Origin of the sequence: Morganella sp. TYF_1 (genome assembly GCF_043105645.1) — a bacterium.
Lineage (GTDB): Bacteria > Pseudomonadota > Gammaproteobacteria > Enterobacterales > Enterobacteriaceae > Morganella > Morganella morganii_B.
On record NZ_JBICLU010000026.1, the window covers coordinates 1,042,281 to 1,062,401 of the forward strand.

A 20,121-nucleotide genomic window follows, 5' to 3' on the forward strand; every position below is an offset into this window, starting at 1 on the left:
CCTCTCTCCTGAATGATATCGTTATCATTATAGCCTTGTCACAGACAGCAAAAATGTGACCTGAAAGACCCTTTACCCAATACTACATGAGTAGATCAGACTTTATTTAATAAAAGTTTAACCATCATCACATAATTATAATAAACATTGCTCTATTATCCGCATCATAGTAATGATATCGATATCATTTTAATGAAAGGAAATGATCATGAAGGCATTAGTATTAGAGAAAGCAGGGAAAATCGCCATTCAGGATTGGCAGAGTAATGAAGTACTGGGCGACGACGATGTTGAGATTAAAATCCACACCGTCGGTATCTGCGGCAGCGATGTTCACTATTACCAGCATGGCCGTATCGGGCCGTTCGTGGTTGAGGCACCGATGGTGCTGGGTCACGAAGCGTCCGGTGTGATCACCGCTGCCGGTAAAAATGTGAAACACCTGAAAGTCGGCGATCGCGTGTGTATGGAACCGGGTATTCCGGATCTGCAATCCCCGCAATCCCGTGCCGGTATCTATAACCTTGATCCTGCCGTCCGTTTCTGGGCAACCCCGCCAATCGACGGCTGCCTGCGTGAAAGTGTGATCCACCCTGCCGCCTTCACCTTTAAACTGCCGGATAACGTTTCTTTTGCCCAAGGCGCAATGGTTGAGCCGCTGGCAATCGGTATGCAGTCCGCGACCAAGGCCGGGATCAAACCGGGCGATATCGGTCTGGTTATCGGTGCCGGGACCATCGGTATCATTACTGCGCTGTGCGCACTGGCCGGCGGCTGTTCGGATGTCATCATCTGTGATGTGTTTGATGAAAAACTGAAAGTGGCTGAGAAATATCAGGGTCTGCATGCGGTAAACAGCAAAGACCAGCAGGCGCTGGCAGATAAAGTCCGTGAACTGACCGGCGGCGAAGGCGTAAACGTCCTGTTTGAGTGCAGCGGTGCGAAACCGGTTATTGCCTCCATCTCTGATCATATCGCCCCCGGCGGCACCGCGGTTCTCGTCGGCATGCCTATCGACCCGGCACCGCTGGATATCGTGGCGGCACAGGCGAAAGAAGTCACCTTCAAAACCATTTTCCGCTACGCCAATATGTATCCGCGCACCATTCGTCTGCTGAGTTCCGGCAAACTGAATGTGGCTCCGCTGCTGTCCGCAACCTACAAGTTCAAAGACAGTGTCGAAGCCTATGAGCGTGCAGCCGAAGGCCGTGCGACTGACGTGAAAATTGTGCTGGAAATGGAGTAAACCATGACGCTCTATGCCGGTATTGACTGCGGAACACAAAGCACCAAGGTCATTATTGCCGATAACCGGACCGCGCGTATTCTGGGTGAGGGCTCAGCCCCTCACCCGATGATCAGCAAATCAGACGGAAGCCGTGAACAGGAAGCCGTCTGGTGGACTGATGCGCTGGAAACCGCGTTTGCTCAGGCGATTAAAAACGCCGGAATTGACGGGCGGGATATCCGCGCCCTCGCCGTTTCCGGTCAGCAGCACGGTTTTGTGCCGGTCAGTCATGACGGTACGGTACTTGCGCCTGCCAAACTGTGGTGTGATACCTCAACCAGTGCGGAAAATCAGTGGTTTATTGATGCGCTGGGCGGTGAACAGACCGCGCTTGACCGCCTGGGTGTGCTACCGCAGACCGGCTATACCGTGTCAAAAATTATCCGCTTTAAACAGCAGCACCCGGAGCTGTGGGAGCAATTACGCTATGTGCTGCTGCCGCACGATTACCTGAATTTCTGGCTCACCGGACAGGCCTGTGCCGAGTACGGTGATGCCTCCGGGACCGGACTGCTCAATATCCGTACCCGTGAGTGGGATAAGACCGCCGCTGATCTTATCGATCCGGAAGGCCGCTTATGGCAGGCGCTGCCGCCGCTGGTGCGCGCAGAGCAAATCATCGGCACGGTTCGTCCGGCGATCGCGGAGAAACTCGGCATTTCCCCGGACACCCGCGTGGCATCCGGCGGCGGCGATAACATGATGGCTGCCATCGGCACCGGGAATATCCGTCCGGGCATCACCACCATGAGCCTCGGCACTTCCGGTACGCTGTTTACCTTTGCTGAACAACCGGTTGTGGCGGATTCCGCGATGATCGCCGGGTTCTGTTCCTCCAGCAACGGCTGGCTGCCATTGATTTGCACCATGAATGTCACCTCCGCCACCACCACGGTTCAATCATTATTAGGCATGGATATTCAGGCCTTTAATGAGGCGCTTAACAGCAGTAAACCCGGTGCGGGTGGCCTTATTATGCTGCCGTTCTTTAATGGTGAGCGCGTACCTCAGTTACCTGACGCCCGCGCCAGCCTTCACAATATGGACGGCAGCAACCTGACTCCGCAGAACCTGAGTCAGGCCGTGGTGGAAAGTGCCACTTACGGGCTGCGTTTCGGTATCGATCTGTTCCGTCAGCAGGGCATTACCACCCGTGAGATCCGTCTGACCGGCGGCGGTGCCCGCAGCGTGAAATGGCGTCAGATTGTCGCGGATATCATGGCTGCACCGGTGGTGTGCGTCACCAACCAGGAAGCGGCGGCACTGGGGGCAGCTATCCAGGCTATCTGGAGTGATACCCTCACCACAGACAGCGCACCGCAGGCACAACTGGCTGCGCTTTGTGATCGCTTTGTGCAACTGGATGACAGCAGCCGCACACCGCCGGATCCGGCGAATGTGGCGGTGTATGAATCCCTGTATCAGAACTACCTTGCATTACTGACATCAGAATACCCGGAGGTCACCGTATGACAGCCACTGTCGCTGACACTGAGGAATTACTGCGGGTTGAAGGGGTGCGCAAAGCCTTTGGTCAGGTTGTTGCACTGAAGAACGCGCAGTTTTCACTGAAGAGAGGTTCCATTCACGCCCTGTGCGGCGGGAATGGTGCCGGTAAATCCACGTTCCTGAGCATCCTGATGGGCTTTATCCGTCCGGATGCGGGGGAAATCTATGTCAAAGGCAAACGCTGTGAGTTTCATCAGCCGATAGAAGCCCTGCACGCCGGTATCGCCATTGTTCAGCAGGAGCTGAGTTCCATTCCTGACCTGACCGTGGCGGAAAATATCTGGCTGGGGCGTGAGCCGCGCCGTTTCGGGTTTGTCGATTTTAAACAACTCAACCGGCAGACCGCTGAACTGCTGACCGATCTGCATTTTGAGATCTCCCCGTCAGAAAAAATGCGCAACCTGAGTGTGGCAGAACAGCAACTGGTCGAAATCGCCAAAGCCCTCTCCCACGCGGATGCGGATATCATCATTATGGATGAACCGACCTCCGCTATCGGTGAGGAAGATGCGCAGAAGATTTTTGATGTCATCAACCGCCTGACGGAAAAAGGTAAAGGCATTATTTATGTCTCACACCGCCTGTCCGAGATTTTTCAGATAGCCGATACCTTCACCATTTTCCGTGACGGTACCTTTATCACCGACGGCCCGCTGACAGGCATCACCCGTGAAAAGCTGATTGAGCTGATCATCGGCCGTGAAATCAAAGATGAATTCGCCAAATTTAATGCGCCGACAGATGAAACCATTATGGAAGTCCGCGATCTGTCCCGTGATGACCAGGTGCAGGACATCAGTCTGACACTGAAAAAAGGTGAAATTCTGGGGATTTACGGGCTGGTCGGTTCCGGGCGTTCTGAGTTCCTCGACCTGATTTTCGGCATCGAACACGCCGATAAAGGCACCATTCAGATTGGTGACCGCTTCCTCGACAAACACAGCCCGAAAGATTCCATAAATGCCGGGATAGCCTATGTCACCGAAGACCGCAAAGATACCGGGCTGATGCTGGGCCGCTCCATCAATGAAAACATCAATATCGCCTCGTTTGGTGCCATCAGCACCGGCGGCTTTATTCATGACCGCAAAGAGCGCGCCCGCGCGGACGACATGATCACACTGTTCAATGTCAAAACCCCGGATGCGGATCAGCTGGTCGGGAACCTCAGCGGCGGTAATCAGCAGAAAGTAGTTCTCGGACGCTGGGCGCTGATCGAGCCGGATGTGATGCTGCTCGATGAGCCGACACGCGGCGTGGATGTCGGTGCCAAGAAAGAAATTTATAAGTTTATGTCTGAGTTCGCCTTACAGGGCAAAGGCATTGTGATGGTCTCTTCTGAGCTGTCGGAGATTATCGGGATGAGTGACAGGATTATTGTTTTCCGTGACGGACGGATCGCCGGAGAGCTGACCGCCGCCACTGCCACTCAGACTGATTTAATGAAACTTGCGGTGTGATTTTACCCGCCAACGTATGCATGAATAAAGAGAAGTGACCATGAATACAACAAATACTGCACCCGCACCAGGGGTCTCATTTATCGCCCGTAACAAGAAAAATATGCACAAATACGGCATCATTCTGGCGTTCTTTGTGCTGTGTCTGATTGTGGCGGTTGTCGGTGAAGTTCAGGTCGCCCGCGGCGAATGGACTAATAACTACTTTCTGAGTCAGGACAACATGCTGATTATCCTGCGTCAGATTTCCATCAACGGTATTCTCGCCATCGGGATGACCTTCGTCATCATCACCGCCGGTGTTGACCTCTCTGTCGGTTCGGTTCTGGCTCTGAGCGGCATTGTGGCGGCGCGGTTTGCCACCAGCAATACCGGTCTGGCTATCGGTGATACCGCGAATGCCGTGATGATCCCGATGATTATCGCACTCGGCATCGGTATCATTTGTGGTCTGCTTAACGGGACGATTCTGGCGAAATTCAACCTTCAGCCGTTTATCGTCACCATGGGGATGCTGTCTGCGGCACGCGGTCTGACCCTGCTGACCACTGACGGTAACCCGGTTTCCCAGCTCAACAGCGATTTCCGCTGGCTGGGTAACGGCTATATCCTGGATATCCCGGTACCGGTGGTGATCCTGGCCGTTATCTTTATTCTCGCCTGGATTTTACTCAATAAAACCACCTTCGGCCGTTATGTGTATGCCGTCGGCGGCAACCCGAAAAGCGCCAGAACCTCCGGGATCAGCGTGATTAAAATTAAAGTGCTGGTTTACACCCTGTGCGGCGCGTTAGCCGGTATTGCGGGTCTGATTCTCACCGCCCGTACCGGGTCAGCACAGACCAGTGCCGGCAGCGCCTACGAGCTGGATGCAATCGCCGCAGTGGTTATCGGCGGCACCAGTATGGCCGGTGGCGTGGGGACATTAGTCGGCACCCTGTTCGGCGTGTTAATTATCGGTGTGATGAATAACGGTCTCGACCTGCTGGGCGTACAGTCGTATTACCAGCAGATTATCAAAGGCGCATTAATTGTTATCGCCGTACTTTTGGATCCGTCACGTAAGCAACGCCGTGACTGATGGCAGTACCGCGCAGATTCTTTCAGTTTAAGGCCAACACCGCCACAGGCTGAAGGATGAAGCGTAAAAAAGACGAAAACAGCAAAAAACAAAAGCAAAACTACCCTACACAATGAAGGAATGACCATGAAAAAACTGACCAAAATCGCTGCACTGACAGCCCTGATGATGGGCGGACAGGCATTTGCGGCACAGGACAACCCGGTGAAAATTGCCGTTCTGATGTACGGCATGAAAGCTGAATTTGTCCAGTTAATGGAAAAATCCGCAAAAGAGCATCCGGCTGTGAAAAACGGTGAAGCGATCATCACAGTTTATGATGGCCGTTATGACCCGATGGTGCAGAACAACCAGGCGGAAACCGCAATCCAGACCAAATCCGACGCTATCATCATCAACCCGATGGATTATGAAGCGAATATCGACGTGGTCACCATGGCAAATGACGCCAAAATCCCGGTTATCGTCACCAACGCCCGTCTGAACACCGATAAAATGACCGCAGAAGTGGTATCTGATGATGTCCTCGGCGGTTATATGGAAGCCAAAGCCGTTCTGGCAAAAATGAACTGTGAAGGTAACGTGGTGATTATCGAAGGGCCGAAAGGCGGCAGCGGTGAAATTCAGCGCGGCGAAGGTAATGACAAAGCGATTGCGGAATGTGGTCCGGGTAAAGTGAAAGTGCTGGAGCGCAAAACCGCTAACTGGTCACGCGCGGAAGCGATGCCGCTGATGGAAAACTGGTTGCAGAAACACCGTGGTAAAATCGATGGTGTCATCGCTCAGAACGACGAAATGGCACTGGGTGCGATTGAAGCAATCAAATCTGCCGGTCTGAATGTCAATGATTTCGCCATTGCCGGTGTTGACGGCGTATCTGATGCTATCCGCTCTGTTCAGGAGGGCGAAATGGTCTCCATTCTCCAGGACGCGAATGCACAGATGCAGGGTTCTATCGACCTGGCGATGAAAGCGGTCAAAGGCGATAAATACGAGCCACAGTCCCAAATCTGGGTTCAGTATGCTGACCAGCTGAAATGGAATGACGGTAAAGACAAACGTTACGCGATTCCGTGGACTCAGGTCACCAAAGAAAACGCACAACAGTTACTGGATGCCCGTCAATAAATACACTCCCGCCGTCTTCTTGTGAAGGCGGCGTTTTTTTATCCGTAATCTTCCCTGTTCAGGCGGTTTTATATACCATTCAAAAAAATCATGTCCGGAACGCGGCATGAACCACTGAATATTCTGTAACGCCATTTTCACTCTTTCCCTCACTCTGATTCACCGTATGATAGTCGTATCTGCCGGATAAATACGTGATAAGAAATGATGGATGACAGAGAAAAGGCGGTTGAAAAAGTCAGAAAGCTGATGTCTCTTGCCGAAAATGCCGGTAATGAGAATGAAGCCGCGAACGCCTTTTCAAAAGCGCGGATCTTCATGAAAAAATACCGCCTTGAGTTATCTGATATCTATTCCGCAGAACCCTCTCCGCCGCCGCCAGCACCACCCCGCAGAAAAACACCGCCCCGCCCGCTGACCCCGGAAGAGCAGCACCGGGAAATGACACGACTGCAACAGCAGGAAGAGGAGCGGCTGCGGGCATTTCAGAAAGTGGCAGAGCAGCAACAGCAACGGAAACAGCAGAGAGAACGGGAACAGCAGGCACTGCGCGAGCTGGAAAAACGCAGGGCGCAGCAATCCGGCCATGATACGCCGCCCGCCCCCTGCCCTGAACCTGAAACCGTGGCTCCGCCGGTACCGCCGGCTCAGCCGCGCCGTCCGCCGGAAAAGGAGCCGCGCCCGGTCAGATCGCGCGTCACCGGCCCGGCACTGATTTTCATCATACTGCTGTTATTTGTGGTGTATATCCTGTATTTACAGTAAATGGTCAGCCGGGATCAACACCGGTGACACACGAAATACCGAGAATTTCCCGCGCCAGTGTATTCCAGGCCAGACAACTGCGGCTTTGATACCCTTTCACATTAGCCAGCGCGAGATCATAAGAGAGCACCGGGTCCGCCACACTGACCGCCGCCAGACCGTCTGTCCGGTGAGCGCGCCACATACTTTCCGGCAGCAGCGTGACGCCGACCCCGGCACTGACCATCGCCATGATCAGATCCAGATGGTTACTTCTGCCTGCCACCGCCGGTTTGTAATGATAAATACCGCAGGCGTTGCGGATAAGTTCATTGATACGGAAATCGTCGGAAAACAGGACAAATTTTTCATCCGTTAATTCACGGAAGCTCACCTGCTCACTGTCTGCCAGCCGGTGCCGGGTACTCACCAGCAGCATCAGACGATCCGTTGCAAAGCGCTGTAAATCAAAGCGGGTATCATCAAACGGCAGCATCACCGCCGCCGTCTCGACACTGCCTTCCGCCATGGCCTCAGACATCTGCTCTGTTCCGAGTTCAAAAATCTTCAGTTCCGCCTGCGGATGACGGGTACTGAACGCCATAATGATCCCGGCAAAATAGGTTGAAGCGATAACCGGCGGTAATCCGACATTCAGAGTACCGGTCAGCGGGCCGGATTTATCCTGTAACGCTTTGTTCATACTGTTAAACTGCGCCAGAATACGGGTTGCGTGATCAAACAGAACCGCGCCCTCGTCTGTCAGCCGGACACCATCCGGTTCCCGTGTCAGCAGGGTAAATCCCAGTTCATCCTCCAGGCGGAGAATACTGCGGCTGATGGCCGGTTGTGTCACAAACAGAGCATCCGCCGCCCGGCTGAATCCGTTAAGCTGGACCACTTCCGTAAAATAGCGCAATGTCCGTATATCCATACCTGTCACCTATTACCTTTTGTTATAGCCCCGATGAGTATAAACTATTTCCTGTTTGCCGTAATTCCCGCTAAAACTCATTCATATTGTTAATCATTTAAAGCTGATAAATCAGCCACTGTATTACCGGAGATCATCATGACAAAAACAGTCGTTGAACATGTGCTGAGCCGCCTGCAGGATTTAGGTATCCGCCATTTCTTTGGTGTGGCGGGAGATTTTGCTTTCCCGATTGAGGACGCCGTCTGCGAAAGTCGGACAATGCAATGGATAGGCAACTGTAACGAACTGAACGCCGCGTATGCGGCTGACGGCTATGCGCGGGTTAACGGCATGGCGGCCCTCTCCACCACATTCGGGGTCGGGGAACTGAGTGCTATTAACGGTATTGCCGGATCGTATGCAGAAAATCTGCCGGTCTTTCATCTGGTCGGCATGCCCGCCAGCGGTGTGCAGAAGCGTGGTCGTCTGGTGCATCACACACTGGGCGATGGTAATTTCAGCCTGTTCTATGAGCTGGGACAGCGCCTTTCCTGTGCCCATGCCGTTATGACCCCGGAGAATTGTGTGGCGGAGACAGAACGCCTGATTGCTGCCGCGCTGCGTGAGCGCCGTCCGGTCTATATGGGCTTTCCGTTTGATTACGCCACACAGCCGGTTCAGATGCCGGAACACCTTACCGCGCCGGCACAGCCGGTCAGTGACAAAACCGCGCTCACTGAGGCAGTTGCCGCGATCAGGGCAAAACTGGCGGACAGCCCGTCTGCCTGTATTCTGCCGGGCATGCTGGCCGCACGTTCCGGACTGATTGATGACGTACAGGCGCTAATCCGCCAGACCGGACTGCCGTACGCCACCATGTTTATGGATAAAGCCATCATCAGTGAATCCGACCCGCATTACGCCGGGATGTATAACGGTCAGCTGATGAACCCGCAGGTCAGGGAATTTGTTGAAAACAGTGACTGTGTGCTGGGTATCGGCGCGGTGATGACAGACTTTAATACCGGCAGTTTTACCGCTGATATCGCACCGGAAAAGCGGATCAGCATTATGGCGGATCATGTCCGCATCGGCTCAGCGATGTATCAGAATGTGTATATGCGGGATTTACTGCCTGCCCTGACTGCCGTACTGCCGCACCGGGAATGTCATATTCCGGCAGCCACCGGGCTGGGTAAACCGGTCTCTGACGCTGCCGGTAATATTACCCCGCAGTATCTGTATCCCCGTTTTGAGCAAATGTTCAGAAAAGACGACATTATCATCGCTGAAACCGGTACGGTTTCGATGGGATTAGGGTTTGCGCTGCTGCCGGAAGGGGCACAATTCCATAACCAGACGTTATGGGGATCTATCGGCTGGGCAACACCAGCAGCCGTTGGCGCAGCCGTGGCGGCGCCTGATCGCAGACTGATTTTGATCACCGGCGAAGGCTCACACCAGCTGACCGCCCAGGAAATCAGTCAGTTTGGCCGTTTTGGTCTGAAACCGCTTATTTTTGTGCTGAATAATGACGGCTATCTCATTGAACGCCTGCTGTGCAAAGACCCGGAAGCTGTTTATAACGACCTGCCGCAGTGGCGTTACGTGCAACTGCCGCAGGCACTGGGATGCGATAACTGGTATTGCCGCCGCGTTACCACCTGCGCGGAACTGGATGAGGCAATCCGGGAAGCGGAAACCGGTGACCGCGCCGCGTATATTGAGATCATTACAGAGCGCTATGCCGCATCCGATCTGGCAAAAAAACTCGGTGAATCCGTGGCAACACTGTACTCGTTTTAACTCACCGGCAATCCGGATACAGCCCCGGATTAGCCGGTACCGGATTGCGCCGGATAGTATGCGGACAGATACACCCCTGTTTTTTGTTATCCCTTCACCAGAATCACTTCTGTACCGATCCGGCGCAATCCGGTCAGGCTTTCTTCGGGAATACCGTCATCGGTAATAATGGTATCAATACGCTGGGTATCGATTATTTTATGCAGGCTGGAGCTGTTAAATTTACTGGAATCCGTCACCACCACAATATGCCCGGCCACTTCGCACATCCGCCGGTTAAGACGCGCCTCATCTTCATTATGCGTGCTGATGCCGCGCTCAAGATCAATCGCATCCACCCCGAGAAACAGCATATCAAAGTGATAATTCTGTAATGACTGCTCCGCCTGGTCGCCGTAAAAAGAGAGCGACTGACGCCGCAGCTGACCGCCGGTCATCAGCAACTCCACGCCCGGCGCGTCCAGCAGGGCATTCGCCACATTCATGCCGTTGGTCATCACAATCGTGTCCTGATGGTGGCGCAGCTGACGGGCAATTTCACAGGTCGTGGTGCCGGAATCCAGAATCACACGCAGCCCCGGCCGGATAAGGTCGGCGGCTACCGCCGCAATATCGCGTTTGATGGTCGTGTGGCGGGTGCTTTTATCTTCCAGCGACGGTTCGCTAACCGGTGAAACCCCCTCACAAATCAGTGCGCCGCCATAAGCACGCACCGCGATCCCCTGCTTTTCAAGGAAAGCGAGATCATTGCGGATAGTCACGGTGGAAACACGGAACTGCTGCGACAGCGCATTAACCTGAACACTGCCGTGGGCGCGCAGAAGCTGGATGATATGCTCACGCCGCTCGCTCGTTCCCATCACCCGGTTATCCGTCCCGGCATCCGGACTGTTCATGATTTTATCCTTAACATTCATTTAAAAAATCTTTCGTTTCATTTCGTTTGGCATATTAACGCTTTTCTTTGTACAGAATGCAAGCCCATAAAAAGGGTGAACCCCGGATTACTCAGGAACAAACACTTTCATTATATTTCTTTTGTGATGAAGATCTGGATTTCACAACCTTTCATTTTGTTTTCTTTTTTCTGTATAGCAGTATGTTATTCAGACATCGAAACAAAAACAAACCACATCCGGCTGTAAGGAGAGGAAAGTGAAACTTTTAACTGATATCGTTGCCCGTCACAAACGGGGTGAGAAAACAGGGATTTATGCTGTCTGTTCTGCCCATCCGTATGTTCTGAAAGCAGCGGTATGTTTTGCCCGTGAACAACAGACGCCGTTACTGGTTGAAGCAACCTCCAATCAGGTCGATCAGTTCGGCGGTTATACCGGCATGACCCCGGCAGATTTCCGTGATTTTATGTGGACACTCGCCGATGAACATCACTTTTCCCGCGAAAACCTGATCCTCGGCGGCGACCACCTCGGGCCGAACCGCTGGCAGAACGAACCGGCTGAAGAGTCGATGGCAAAAGCCGATGAGCTGATCCGCACGTATGTTGCCGCCGGGTTCAAAAAAATTCACCTCGACTGCAGTATGTCCTGTGCCGGTGATCCGGTACCGCTGACGGATGAAATCGTCGCACAGCGTGCCGCCCGCCTGGCGGTGATTGCCGAGGAAACCTGTGAAAAACATTTCGGCGTCCGCGATCTGGTGTATGTGATTGGTACAGAAGTACCGGTGCCGGGCGGGGCTCACGAAGAGCTGAATGAGCTGGCGGTTACCACGCCGCAGGCCGCATCCGCCACTATTGCCGCACATCAGAACGCATTTGCGCAGCATCAGCTCACGGATATCTGGCCGCGCATTACCGGGCTGGTGGTACAGCCGGGGGTGGAATTTGATCATAATAATGTTATTGATTACCGTCCGGAAAAGGCCCGCGCACTGAGTGAGATGATTACGCATCATGACCACCTTGTGTACGAGGCGCATTCCACCGATTACCAGACCCCGCAGGCACTCAGTCAGCTGGTGAACGATCACTTTGCGATTCTGAAAGTCGGCCCCGGCCTGACCTTCGCCCTGCGTGAAGCGCTGTATGCTCTCGCCGGTATTGAAGATGAGCTGGTTGCTCCGGCGGTACGTTCCGGGCTGCGTCAGGTGCTGGAAGATGTCATGCTGAAACAACCGGGTTACTGGCAGAGTTATTACACCGGTGACGAGCAGACCCGCCGCCTTGCCCGCAGCTACAGCTATTCCGATCGCATCCGCTATTACTGGCCGGATGAGACCATCAGTGCGGCAGTAACCCGTCTGCTGGAAAACCTGACAGAAACGGCGATCCCGCTGCCGCTGATCAGCCAGTATCTGCCGTTACAGTATCCGCTGGTACGCGCCGGAACGATTTCCGCCGCACCGGACGAATTAATCATCGCACACATTCAGACTGTGCTGCGTCACTATCACGATGCCTGCCGATAAGAGCGAGAAACAGCCATGCCAAATATTGTGTTAAGTCGTATTGATGAACGGTTAATCCACGGACAGGTTGGTGTCCAGTGGGTGGGATTTGCCGGTGCCAACCTGGTGCTGGTTGCCAATGATGAGGTGGCGGAAGATCCGTTACAGCAGAACCTGATGGAAATGGTGCTGACTGAAGGGATTGCCGTGCGTTTCTGGCCGCTGCAGAAAGTGATCGACAATATTCATAAAGCCGCTGACCGCCAGAAAATTCTGCTGGTCTGCAAAACCCCGGCAGATTTTCTGACCCTGGTGAAAGGCGGTGTTCCGGTGGAACGCATTAACGTCGGCAATATTCACTATACCGAAGGAAAACGTCAGATTGCCAAAACTGTGTCTGTGGATGAGGCGGATATCGCCGCATTCCGCGGGCTTAACGAGGCCGGTGTCGCCTGTTATATCCAGGGCGTACCGACAGAACCGGCGCAGGATCTGTTTAAACTGCTCTGAGGATACATGTATGGAAATCAGTCTGTTACAAGCTATCGCTCTCGGGCTGGTAGCCTTTATTGCCGGATTGGATCTGTTTAACGGACTCACGCACATTCACCGTCCGGTGGTGCTGGGACCGGTGGTCGGCCTGATCCTCGGGGATCTCAATACCGGGATACTGACCGGCGGGACACTGGAACTGGTCTGGATGGGACTGGCACCGCTGGCCGGTGCCCAGCCGCCGAACGTGATTATCGGTACGATTGTCGGCACCGCCTTTGCTATCTCCACCGGGGTCAAACCGGAAGTGGCAGTCGGTGTTGCAGTCCCGTTTGCTGTCGCGGTTCAGATGGGGATCACCTTCCTGTTCTCAGTCATGTCCGGTGTGATGTCCCGCTGCGACAAAATGGCTGCCAATGCCGATACCAGAGGGATTGAGCGCATCAACTACCTCGCCCTGCTGGCGCTCGGTACGTTCTATTTTCTCTGTGCCTTCCTGCCGATCTATTTCGGGGCGGATCACGCCAAAACCCTGATTGATGTACTCCCTGCACGCTTAATTGACGGCCTGGGTGTCGCGGGCGGCATTATGCCTGCCATCGGGTTTGCCGTTCTGCTGAAAATCATGATGAAAAATGCCTACATTCCTTATTTCATTCTGGGATTTGTCGGCGCTGCCTGGCTTCAGCTGCCGGTTCTGGCAATCGCCGCCGCCGCACTGGCGATGGCAATGATCGATTTCGTCCGCAAACCGGCAGAAAGCGAACCGGCACAACCGTCACACGAGGAATTTGAAGATGGCATCTGAAAAAAATCATTCATCTGCCGCAGAAGCGGAAACCTTACTGCCGGCAGACTGTAACCAGAACGTGTATGAAGATCAGAGCACCGGTGCGGAACTGACCCGCAAAGATATCAACCGGGTCGCGTGGCGCTCCCTGCTGTTACAGGCCTCCTTTAACTATGAGCGGATGCAGGCGGCGGGCTGGCTGTACGGATTATTGCCCGCACTGAAAAAAATCCACACCAATCCGCGTGATCTGGCGCGTTCCATGAAAGGCCATATGGGGTTCTTCAATACCCACCCTTTCCTGGTGACCTTTGTTATCGGCATCATTCTGGCCATGGAGCGCTCCAAACAGGATGTAAACAGTATCCAGAGCACCAAAATTGCCGTGGGTGCGCCGCTGGGCGGGATCGGTGATGCTATGTTCTGGCTGACCCTGCTGCCTATCTGCGGCGGGATTGGTGCCAGCCTCGCCTTGCAGGGATCGATTCTCGGTGCAGTGGTGTTCCTGGTGATGTTTAACGTTGTTCATTTCGGCCTGCGTTTCGGCCTGGCGCACTATGCTTACCGGATGGGGGTTGCCGCCATTCCGCTTATCAAAGCCAATACCAAAAAAGTCGGCCATGCGGCCTCGATTGTCGGGATGACCGTAATCGGCGCGCTGGTGGCAACGTATGTACGGCTCTCAACCACACTGGAAATCACCGCCGGTGATGCGGTCGTGAAATTACAGAGTGATGTGATTGATAAGCTGATGCCTGCTTTCCTGCCGCTGGTATACACCCTGTCAATGTTCTGGCTGGTGCGCCGTGGCTGGAGCCCGCTGCGCCTGATCGTACTGACCGTGGCGCTGGGTATCATCGGCAAATTCGCCCATTTCCTGTGATAAGAGGAGCAACTGATGCCGGGAATTATTTTATGTGGTCACGGGGGCTTTGCCTCCGGACTGGAAAAAGCCATGTTACAGATTATCGGGGAGCAGGAGGATTTCGCGGCGGTTGATTTTCCGGCGGAATCCACCACCGCCCGCCTGACACAGGAACTGGAAGCCGCACTGGCGCTGATGTCACACTGCGACAGTGTGATTTTCCTGACCGATATCCTCGGCGGTACCCCGTTCCGTGTGGCTGCCACCCTGTCACAGGGCCGGGAAGACCGCGAAGTGATCACCGGCACCAATCTGCAGCTGCTGCTGGAAATGGCACTGGAGCGGGATTCGCTCTCTCCGGCTGAATTCCGCCGTGAAGCACTGGCCTGCGGACACCGCGGATTAACCAGCCTGACGGACGAGTTACTGCGCGAACGCTGCTGTGAAACGGAGGATGAAGGCATATGATCCGGCAAATCCGTGCCCGCCGGGTACTGACAGAATACGGCTGGCGGGAAAACCAGGCGGTGGCAGTATCAGACGGCATCATTACCGCCATCACGCCGCTGGCGGCAAAAGAAGCACAGTTTGATGCGGAGCAGCTCTGCCCGGCCTACATCGATACTCATGTCCACGGCGGGCAGGGTATGGATGTGATGGATGATAACCCGCAGGCACTGAAAACCATTGCCGCTTTCAAGGCACAACAGGGGGTCGCTGCGTGGCTCGCCACCACGGTGACCGCCCCGCTGCCGGATCTGGGCAGCACTCTCGCACGGATCGCCCGTTACTGTCAGCAGCAGACCACCACAGAACCAGTGGCGGAAGTGCTCGGCAGTTATCTGGAAGGGCCGTATTTCACGCCGCAGAACAAAGGCGCACACCCGCCGGAACTGTTCCGTGAATTACACATCAGTGAGCTGGATACCCTGATTGCCGATGCGCAGGGCACACTGAAAGTGGTCGCGCTGGCACCGGAAAAACCGGACGCACTGAATGCCATCCGCCATCTGAAACAGCGCGGGCTGAATGTGATGCTCGGCCACAGTGCCGCCACGTATGAACAGACCCTGGCGGCACTTGATGCCGGGGCTGACGGGCTGGTTCACTGTTTCAACGGCATGACCGGCCTGCATCACCGCGAACCGGGCATGGCGGGAGCCGGATTATCCGACCCGCGCGCCTGGCTGGAGCTTATCGCTGACGGGCATCATGTCCACCCGGCAGTGATGCGGATTGTCTGTCAGTGTGCCGCACACCGCACGGTGCTGATCACCGATGCCATGCGGGCGGCCGGACAGCCGGACGGCATTTATGATATCTGCGGCCATGATGTCACCATGAAAGCGGGCATTGTCCGGACCGCCTCCGGCGGTCTGGCGGGCAGCACCCTGGCACTGGATGACGCGGTCAGCCGGATGATCAGTGATACCGGTACGCTGCCGGAAACCGCCATTCGCATGGCCTCTCTGCAACCGGCACAACTGCTGGGGATCACCGCAACACACGGCAGTATCTCCCCCGGAAAACGGGCGCACTTCAATGACCTGAACAGTGACTGGCGGGTAACACAAACCTGGATCCACGGGCAGCCGGTACGCTGATTTTCTTTCATTCTGAGGTGCGGTTCTCTCTGCACCTTTCTTTTCCTTATGATTATCCGCCGGGTATTTTTATATAACTAACTAATAAACAATAGCTTAATCATTTCACTTGTGGTGTAAGTCACACTTTTCGTTTTCTTTTCATTACTGCATTGATCCTTCGTTTTCCTTCCTGTAAATTGAAATTAAACCTCAAAACGAAACCAACCGAAAGGTAATGACGGATCGAGTGATCTTTTGATTCATTTCACTTTCGGCTGAACGTCATGTAAAGGATGAAGCTATGCACGACCCTCTTTCTGCCGCCACACCCCGCTATTCCACCTGGACGGAAACGGAGATCCGCCAGCAACCTGATTGCTGGATGAGTGCATTACACTCAATCGACTCACAACGCGCACAGCTGGATGCCTTTCTCGCGCCGCTGCTGGCGCAGGACAACCTGCGTATCATTCTGACCGGTGCCGGAACCTCCGCCTTTATCGGTGAGATGATTTCTCCCGTACTGCGCCGCCTGACCGGCAAAAGCGTCACGGCGATCCCGACAACCGACATCGTCACCAATCCGGCGGATTATCTGCCTGAGCAGCAACCGGTACTGCTGGTTTCCTTTGCCCGTTCCGGTAACAGCCCGGAAAGCGTTGCCGCGTTTGATCTTGCTAATCAGTGTGTTGCCCGCTGTTCGCATCTGGTGATCACCTGTAATAAAGAGGGGCATCTGTACCAGCGTGTACAGGGCAGTGATAACGGTTTTGCCCTGCTGATGCCGCCGCAGACCAATGACAACGCCTTTGCCATGACCAGCAGCATTACCTCCATGATGTGCAGCTGCCTCGCCGCCCTCGCCCCGCAGACGTTCAGCACAGAACGCTTTGCCATTGTGGCGCAGCGGGCGCGGGATATTCTCGCCGCGCATGGCAGCAGCGGACAGATTCTGCCGGGTAATGATGCTTTTAAACGCGTGGTTTACCTCGGCAGCGGCAGCTTCCAGGGCCTGGCGCGGGAATCCGCCCTCAAACTGCTGGAACTGACCGCCGGGCAAATTGCCGCCTTTTATGACACGCCGACCGGCTTCCGCCACGGCCCGAAATCGCTGGTCGATGGCGATACCCTGGTGGTTGTGTACATCTCAAACCAGCCCTACACCCGTCAGTATGATTTGGATCTGCTGGCTGAACTGCGCCGCGACCGGATCGCCAAACAGGTGGTCGCAATAGCCGATCGGCCGGATGATGCCATCAGCGCTGGGACACACTGTTATCTGCCTGCCGGTGATGCCCTCAGCGATACAGAACTGCTGTTCTGTTTCCTGCCGTATGCACAGTTATTTGCCCTCAGTCAGTCTGTCAGAACCGGGATCACACCGGATACCCCGTCTGCCAGTGGCACCGTTAACCGCGTTGTTCAGGGCGTGACTATTCACCCCTTCAATAATCAGAACACAGGAGCGTAATCATGGGGATCATCTCAACCAAATATCTGCTTACACATGCACAGGCCAACGGTTATGCGGTTCCGGCATTTAATATCCATAATGCCGAAACGATTCAGGCCATTCTGGAAACCTGTGCGGAACTGCGCGCACCGGTGATTCTGGCGGGCACGCCGGGCACCTTTAAGCACATCAGTTTCCCGGAAATCTATGCCTTGTGTGATGCCTATTCCCGCTCATTTTCCATGCCGGTCGCCCTGCATCTTGACCATCACGAAACCCTTGACGATATCCGCACCAAAGTCGGTCAGGGTGTGCGCAGTGCCATGATCGACGGCAGCCATTTCCCGTTTGAGGAGAATGTCGCGCTGGTCAAATCCGTGGCGGATTTCTGCCACAGTCAGGATTGCAGCGTGGAAGCGGAACTCGGCCGTCTCGGCGGTGTTGAGGATGATATGGATGTGGATGCGGAAAGCGCCTTTCTGACCTCCCCGGATGAAGCGCGCCGTTTTGCACAACTGACCGGCATTGACAGTCTGGCGGTAGCTATCGGTACCGCTCACGGCCTGTATACCAGCCGTCCGAAAATTGATTTTGCCCGGCTGGAAAAAATCCGCAGCATTACGGATATCCCGCTGGTACTGCACGGCGCGAGTGATGTGCCGGATGCGGATGTCCGCCGCACCATTGAGCTGGGGGTGTGCAAAGTCAATGTCGCCACCGAGCTGAAAATTGCCTTTGCCGGGGCGGTCCGCGCCTGGTTTGCGGAAAATCCGGACGGCAACGATCCGCGCTATTACATGCGGGTCGGTATGGATGCCATGAAAGCGGTTGTCCGCGATAAAATCAGCGTCTGTGGTGCGGAAGGTCAGCTTCTGTAACCCGTCAGGCGGCACTGTGTTCCCCCGCAGTGCCGCCTTTTTCATCTGCGAAAAATAATAAAAAAACAACAATAAAAAAGACAGTTCCGTAACACCCCTTAACCAATAAATTATAAAGAAGCTGAGGAGTACTCTACGATGTCGCAGGAAAAGTCGTTTAAATCCAAACTCTGGGAATTTTTTCAAAGTCTCGGGAAAACCTTTATGTTTCCCGTCTCATTACTGGCTTTCATGGGGTTATTACTCGGGATAGGCAGTTCGGTCACCAGTCCTTCCGCTATCAGCAGTTTTCCGTTTCTCGGCAATGAATTTGTCCAGCTGACCTTTGGTTTTATGGCAATGGTCGGCGGCTTTGCCTTTACCTATCTGCCGGTGATGTTTGCCATGGCCATTCCGTTCGGGCTGGCAAACCGTAACAAGGCGGTCGGCGCCTTTGCCGGGTTTGTCGGCTATATGCTGATGAACATGAGCATCAATTATTACCTGACCGTCACCCACCAGCTTGCCGACCCGGCAATGATGAAGCAGGTCGGGCAGTCTGTGGTTCTCGGTATCCAGACCCTCGAAATGGGGGTGCTGGGCGGGATTGTGGTCGGCGTTATCACCTATTTTCTGCATGAGCGTTTCCAGGATACCGTCCTGCATGATGCTTTTGCATTTTTCGGCGGCATCCGTTTTGTACCGATTATCACCGCGCTGACCCTGTCACTGGTCGGCCTCGCGATCCCGTTCCTGTGGAAATATGTCGCCATGGGCATTGCCGGGATCGGCCATATCATTCAGAGTACCGATGTTTTCGGCCCGTTCCTGTACGGTGTCGGTGTGCTGCTGCTCAAGCCATTCGGGCTGCACCATATTCTGCTGGCCATGGTGCGCTTTACCCCGGCCGGGGGTACGGAATTTGTTGACGGCAATGAAGTCGCCGGAGCCCTGAATATTTTCTATGCCGAACTGAAGGCCGGTCTGCCGTTCAGCCCGCATGTCACCGCGTTCCTGTCACAGGGCTTTATGCCGACCTTTATCTTTGGTCTGCCCGCGGTGGCTTACGCTATCTACCGCACCGCAAAACCGGAGAACCGTCCGGTGATCAAAGGGTTATTACTGTCCGGGGTACTGGTTTCCGTCGTGACCGGAATTTCCGAGCCGATTGAGTTTCTGTTCCTGTTTATCGCGCCGGTGCTCTATATCTTCCACATTATTATGTCCGGTCTTGCCCTGCTGGTGATGGCACTGCTCGGCGTGACGATCGGGAACACTGACGGCGGGATTCTGGATCTGCTGATCTTCGGCATCATGCAGGGAACCGCCACCAAATGGTATCTGGTGTTCCCGGTCGGGATTATCTGGTTCGCTATCTACTTCTTTGTCTTCCGCTGGTACATTCTGAAGCATGATGTCAAAACACCGGGCCGTGAAGATGCCGCTGACGGCGCGGAACAGGCAGTGAAAGCCAATACAAAAGCACGCGGCAAAGCCAAATACGATCACAACCTGATCCTCACCGCGCTCGGCGGTAAAGAAAATATTGATTCGCTGGATAACTGTATCACCCGTCTGCGTCTGGTGGTGAAAGATATGGATAAGGTGGATCAGAAAACCCTGAAAGACGCCGGTGCCCTCTCTGTGGTGGTACTGGATGCCCACAGTGTGCAGGTGATTATCGGCCCGCAGGTGCAGAGTGTGAAATCCGGCATTGAAGCCTTAATTTAACAGGAA

The 20,121-nt window shown here is 54.4% G+C and carries 18 protein-coding genes; 16 read left to right on the forward strand and 2 right to left on the reverse strand.

What is annotated here, in order from left to right; all coding sequences use genetic code 11:
- Positions 1–208: 208 nt before the first annotated feature.
- From ACF8OF_RS18470 to ACF8OF_RS18495, 6 genes are all read left to right on the forward strand, one after another.
- Entirely contained in the window at positions 209–1,246 is a 1,038-nt protein-coding gene (locus tag ACF8OF_RS18470) for an NAD(P)-dependent alcohol dehydrogenase (RefSeq protein WP_015422928.1), read from the forward strand.
- A 3-nt stretch (positions 1,247–1,249) separates the two neighbouring features.
- A complete protein-coding gene (gene xylB / locus ACF8OF_RS18475; RefSeq protein WP_392497341.1) occupies positions 1,250–2,761 on the forward strand; it encodes a xylulokinase in 1,512 nt (503 codons plus the stop codon).
- Positions 2,758–4,257, forward strand: coding sequence for a sugar ABC transporter ATP-binding protein (locus tag ACF8OF_RS18480; RefSeq protein WP_262862286.1), 1,500 nt, complete (start codon positions 2,758–2,760; stop codon positions 4,255–4,257). Before xylB ends, ACF8OF_RS18480 begins: the two co-directional genes overlap by 4 nt.
- Positions 4,258–4,297: 40 nt before the next feature.
- Entirely contained in the window at positions 4,298–5,338 is a 1,041-nt protein-coding gene (locus tag ACF8OF_RS18485; RefSeq protein ID WP_025152700.1) for an ABC transporter permease, read from the forward strand.
- Positions 5,339–5,503: 165 nt separating this feature from the next.
- Positions 5,504–6,466 carry a substrate-binding domain-containing protein gene (locus ACF8OF_RS18490; RefSeq protein ID WP_262859559.1) on the forward strand — a complete coding sequence of 321 codons (963 nt, stop codon included), beginning with the start codon at positions 5,504–5,506 and terminating at the stop codon, positions 6,464–6,466.
- Between the two features lie 204 nt (positions 6,467–6,670).
- Entirely contained in the window at positions 6,671–7,231 is a 561-nt protein-coding gene (locus ACF8OF_RS18495) for a DUF2786 domain-containing protein (protein WP_279799889.1), read from the forward strand.
- A 4-nt stretch (positions 7,232–7,235) separates the two neighbouring features.
- Here the strand turns inward: ACF8OF_RS18495 and ACF8OF_RS18500 are convergent, their stop codons facing one another.
- On the reverse strand, positions 7,236–8,144 hold the full coding sequence (locus ACF8OF_RS18500; RefSeq protein WP_392497342.1) for a LysR family transcriptional regulator: 909 nt from the start codon (positions 8,142–8,144) through the stop codon (positions 7,236–7,238).
- Between the two features lie 138 nt (positions 8,145–8,282).
- Between ACF8OF_RS18500 and ACF8OF_RS18505 the strand changes: the two genes are divergently transcribed.
- Complete coding sequence (locus ACF8OF_RS18505) at positions 8,283–9,932, forward strand: alpha-keto acid decarboxylase family protein (RefSeq protein ID WP_392497343.1); 1,650 nt, start codon at positions 8,283–8,285, stop codon at positions 9,930–9,932.
- A gap of 86 nt (positions 9,933–10,018) precedes the next feature.
- Here ACF8OF_RS18505 and ACF8OF_RS18510 read toward each other — a convergent pair whose 3' ends face one another.
- Positions 10,019–10,828: a DeoR family transcriptional regulator gene (locus ACF8OF_RS18510; protein WP_025152695.1), complete on the reverse strand. Its 810-nt coding sequence runs from the start codon at positions 10,826–10,828 to the stop codon at positions 10,019–10,021.
- Positions 10,829–11,087: 259 nt separating this feature from the next.
- On the opposite strand from ACF8OF_RS18510, the gene kbaZ reads away from it, so the two are divergent.
- The 9 genes from kbaZ to malX all read left to right on the forward strand — a co-directional run bounded on the left by kbaZ (position 11,088) and on the right by malX (position 20,115).
- Positions 11,088–12,362: a tagatose-bisphosphate aldolase subunit KbaZ gene (gene kbaZ, locus ACF8OF_RS18515; RefSeq protein WP_392497344.1), complete on the forward strand. Its 1,275-nt coding sequence runs from the start codon at positions 11,088–11,090 to the stop codon at positions 12,360–12,362.
- A 15-nt stretch (positions 12,363–12,377) separates the two neighbouring features.
- Positions 12,378–12,851: a PTS N-acetylgalactosamine transporter subunit IIB gene (gene agaV, locus ACF8OF_RS18520; protein WP_004237714.1), complete on the forward strand. Its 474-nt coding sequence runs from the start codon at positions 12,378–12,380 to the stop codon at positions 12,849–12,851.
- 10 nt (positions 12,852–12,861) lie between these two features.
- Positions 12,862–13,641 carry a PTS N-acetylgalactosamine transporter subunit IIC gene (gene agaW / locus ACF8OF_RS18525; RefSeq protein WP_004237713.1) on the forward strand — a complete coding sequence of 260 codons (780 nt, stop codon included), beginning with the start codon at positions 12,862–12,864 and terminating at the stop codon, positions 13,639–13,641.
- Positions 13,631–14,506 carry a PTS N-acetylgalactosamine transporter subunit IID gene (agaE, locus tag ACF8OF_RS18530; protein WP_004237712.1) on the forward strand — a complete coding sequence of 292 codons (876 nt, stop codon included), beginning with the start codon at positions 13,631–13,633 and terminating at the stop codon, positions 14,504–14,506. The genes agaW and agaE overlap by 11 nt, the downstream gene beginning before the upstream one ends.
- A gap of 15 nt (positions 14,507–14,521) precedes the next feature.
- A complete protein-coding gene (agaF, locus tag ACF8OF_RS18535) occupies positions 14,522–14,956 on the forward strand; it encodes a PTS galactosamine/N-acetylgalactosamine transporter subunit IIA (RefSeq protein ID WP_279799880.1) in 435 nt (144 codons plus the stop codon).
- Positions 14,953–16,092: an N-acetylglucosamine-6-phosphate deacetylase gene (gene nagA / locus ACF8OF_RS18540; protein ID WP_279799878.1), complete on the forward strand. Its 1,140-nt coding sequence runs from the start codon at positions 14,953–14,955 to the stop codon at positions 16,090–16,092. Before agaF ends, nagA begins: the two co-directional genes overlap by 4 nt.
- A 283-nt stretch (positions 16,093–16,375) precedes the next feature.
- Complete coding sequence (locus tag ACF8OF_RS18545) at positions 16,376–17,545, forward strand: SIS domain-containing protein (RefSeq protein WP_262862289.1); 1,170 nt, start codon at positions 16,376–16,378, stop codon at positions 17,543–17,545.
- Between the two features lie 2 nt (positions 17,546–17,547).
- Entirely contained in the window at positions 17,548–18,405 is an 858-nt protein-coding gene (gene kbaY, locus ACF8OF_RS18550) for a tagatose-bisphosphate aldolase subunit KbaY (protein WP_392497345.1), read from the forward strand.
- A gap of 138 nt (positions 18,406–18,543) precedes the next feature.
- A complete protein-coding gene (gene malX / locus ACF8OF_RS18555; protein WP_279799874.1) occupies positions 18,544–20,115 on the forward strand; it encodes a maltose/glucose-specific PTS transporter subunit IIBC in 1,572 nt (523 codons plus the stop codon).
- Positions 20,116–20,121: the final 6 nt, after the last annotated feature.

Excerpts from the sequence above, each read along its gene's own strand:
- ACF8OF_RS18470 (WP_015422928.1), top strand. The coding sequence starts at position 209 with ATGAAGGCATTAGTATTAGAGAAAGCAGGGAAAATCGCCATTCAGGAT.
- xylB (WP_392497341.1), top strand. The coding sequence starts at position 1,250 with ATGACGCTCTATGCCGGTATTGACTGCGGAACACAAAGCACCAAGGTC.
- ACF8OF_RS18480 (WP_262862286.1), top strand. The coding sequence starts at position 2,758 with ATGACAGCCACTGTCGCTGACACTGAGGAATTACTGCGGGTTGAAGGG.
- ACF8OF_RS18485 (WP_025152700.1), top strand. The coding sequence starts at position 4,298 with ATGAATACAACAAATACTGCACCCGCACCAGGGGTCTCATTTATCGCC.
- ACF8OF_RS18490 (WP_262859559.1), top strand. The coding sequence starts at position 5,504 with ATGATGGGCGGACAGGCATTTGCGGCACAGGACAACCCGGTGAAAATT.
- ACF8OF_RS18495 (WP_279799889.1), top strand. The coding sequence starts at position 6,671 with ATGATGGATGACAGAGAAAAGGCGGTTGAAAAAGTCAGAAAGCTGATG.
- ACF8OF_RS18500 (WP_392497342.1), bottom strand. The coding sequence starts at position 8,144 with ATGGATATACGGACATTGCGCTATTTTACGGAAGTGGTCCAGCTTAAC.
- ACF8OF_RS18505 (WP_392497343.1), top strand. The coding sequence starts at position 8,283 with ATGACAAAAACAGTCGTTGAACATGTGCTGAGCCGCCTGCAGGATTTA.
- ACF8OF_RS18510 (WP_025152695.1), bottom strand. The coding sequence starts at position 10,828 with ATGAACAGTCCGGATGCCGGGACGGATAACCGGGTGATGGGAACGAGC.
- agaV (WP_004237714.1), top strand. The coding sequence starts at position 12,378 with ATGCCAAATATTGTGTTAAGTCGTATTGATGAACGGTTAATCCACGGA.
- agaW (WP_004237713.1), top strand. The coding sequence starts at position 12,862 with ATGGAAATCAGTCTGTTACAAGCTATCGCTCTCGGGCTGGTAGCCTTT.
- agaE (WP_004237712.1), top strand. The coding sequence starts at position 13,631 with ATGGCATCTGAAAAAAATCATTCATCTGCCGCAGAAGCGGAAACCTTA.
- agaF (WP_279799880.1), top strand. The coding sequence starts at position 14,522 with ATGCCGGGAATTATTTTATGTGGTCACGGGGGCTTTGCCTCCGGACTG.
- nagA (WP_279799878.1), top strand. The coding sequence starts at position 14,953 with ATGATCCGGCAAATCCGTGCCCGCCGGGTACTGACAGAATACGGCTGG.
- ACF8OF_RS18545 (WP_262862289.1), top strand. The coding sequence starts at position 16,376 with ATGCACGACCCTCTTTCTGCCGCCACACCCCGCTATTCCACCTGGACG.
- kbaY (WP_392497345.1), top strand. The coding sequence starts at position 17,548 with ATGGGGATCATCTCAACCAAATATCTGCTTACACATGCACAGGCCAAC.
- malX (WP_279799874.1), top strand. The coding sequence starts at position 18,544 with ATGTCGCAGGAAAAGTCGTTTAAATCCAAACTCTGGGAATTTTTTCAA.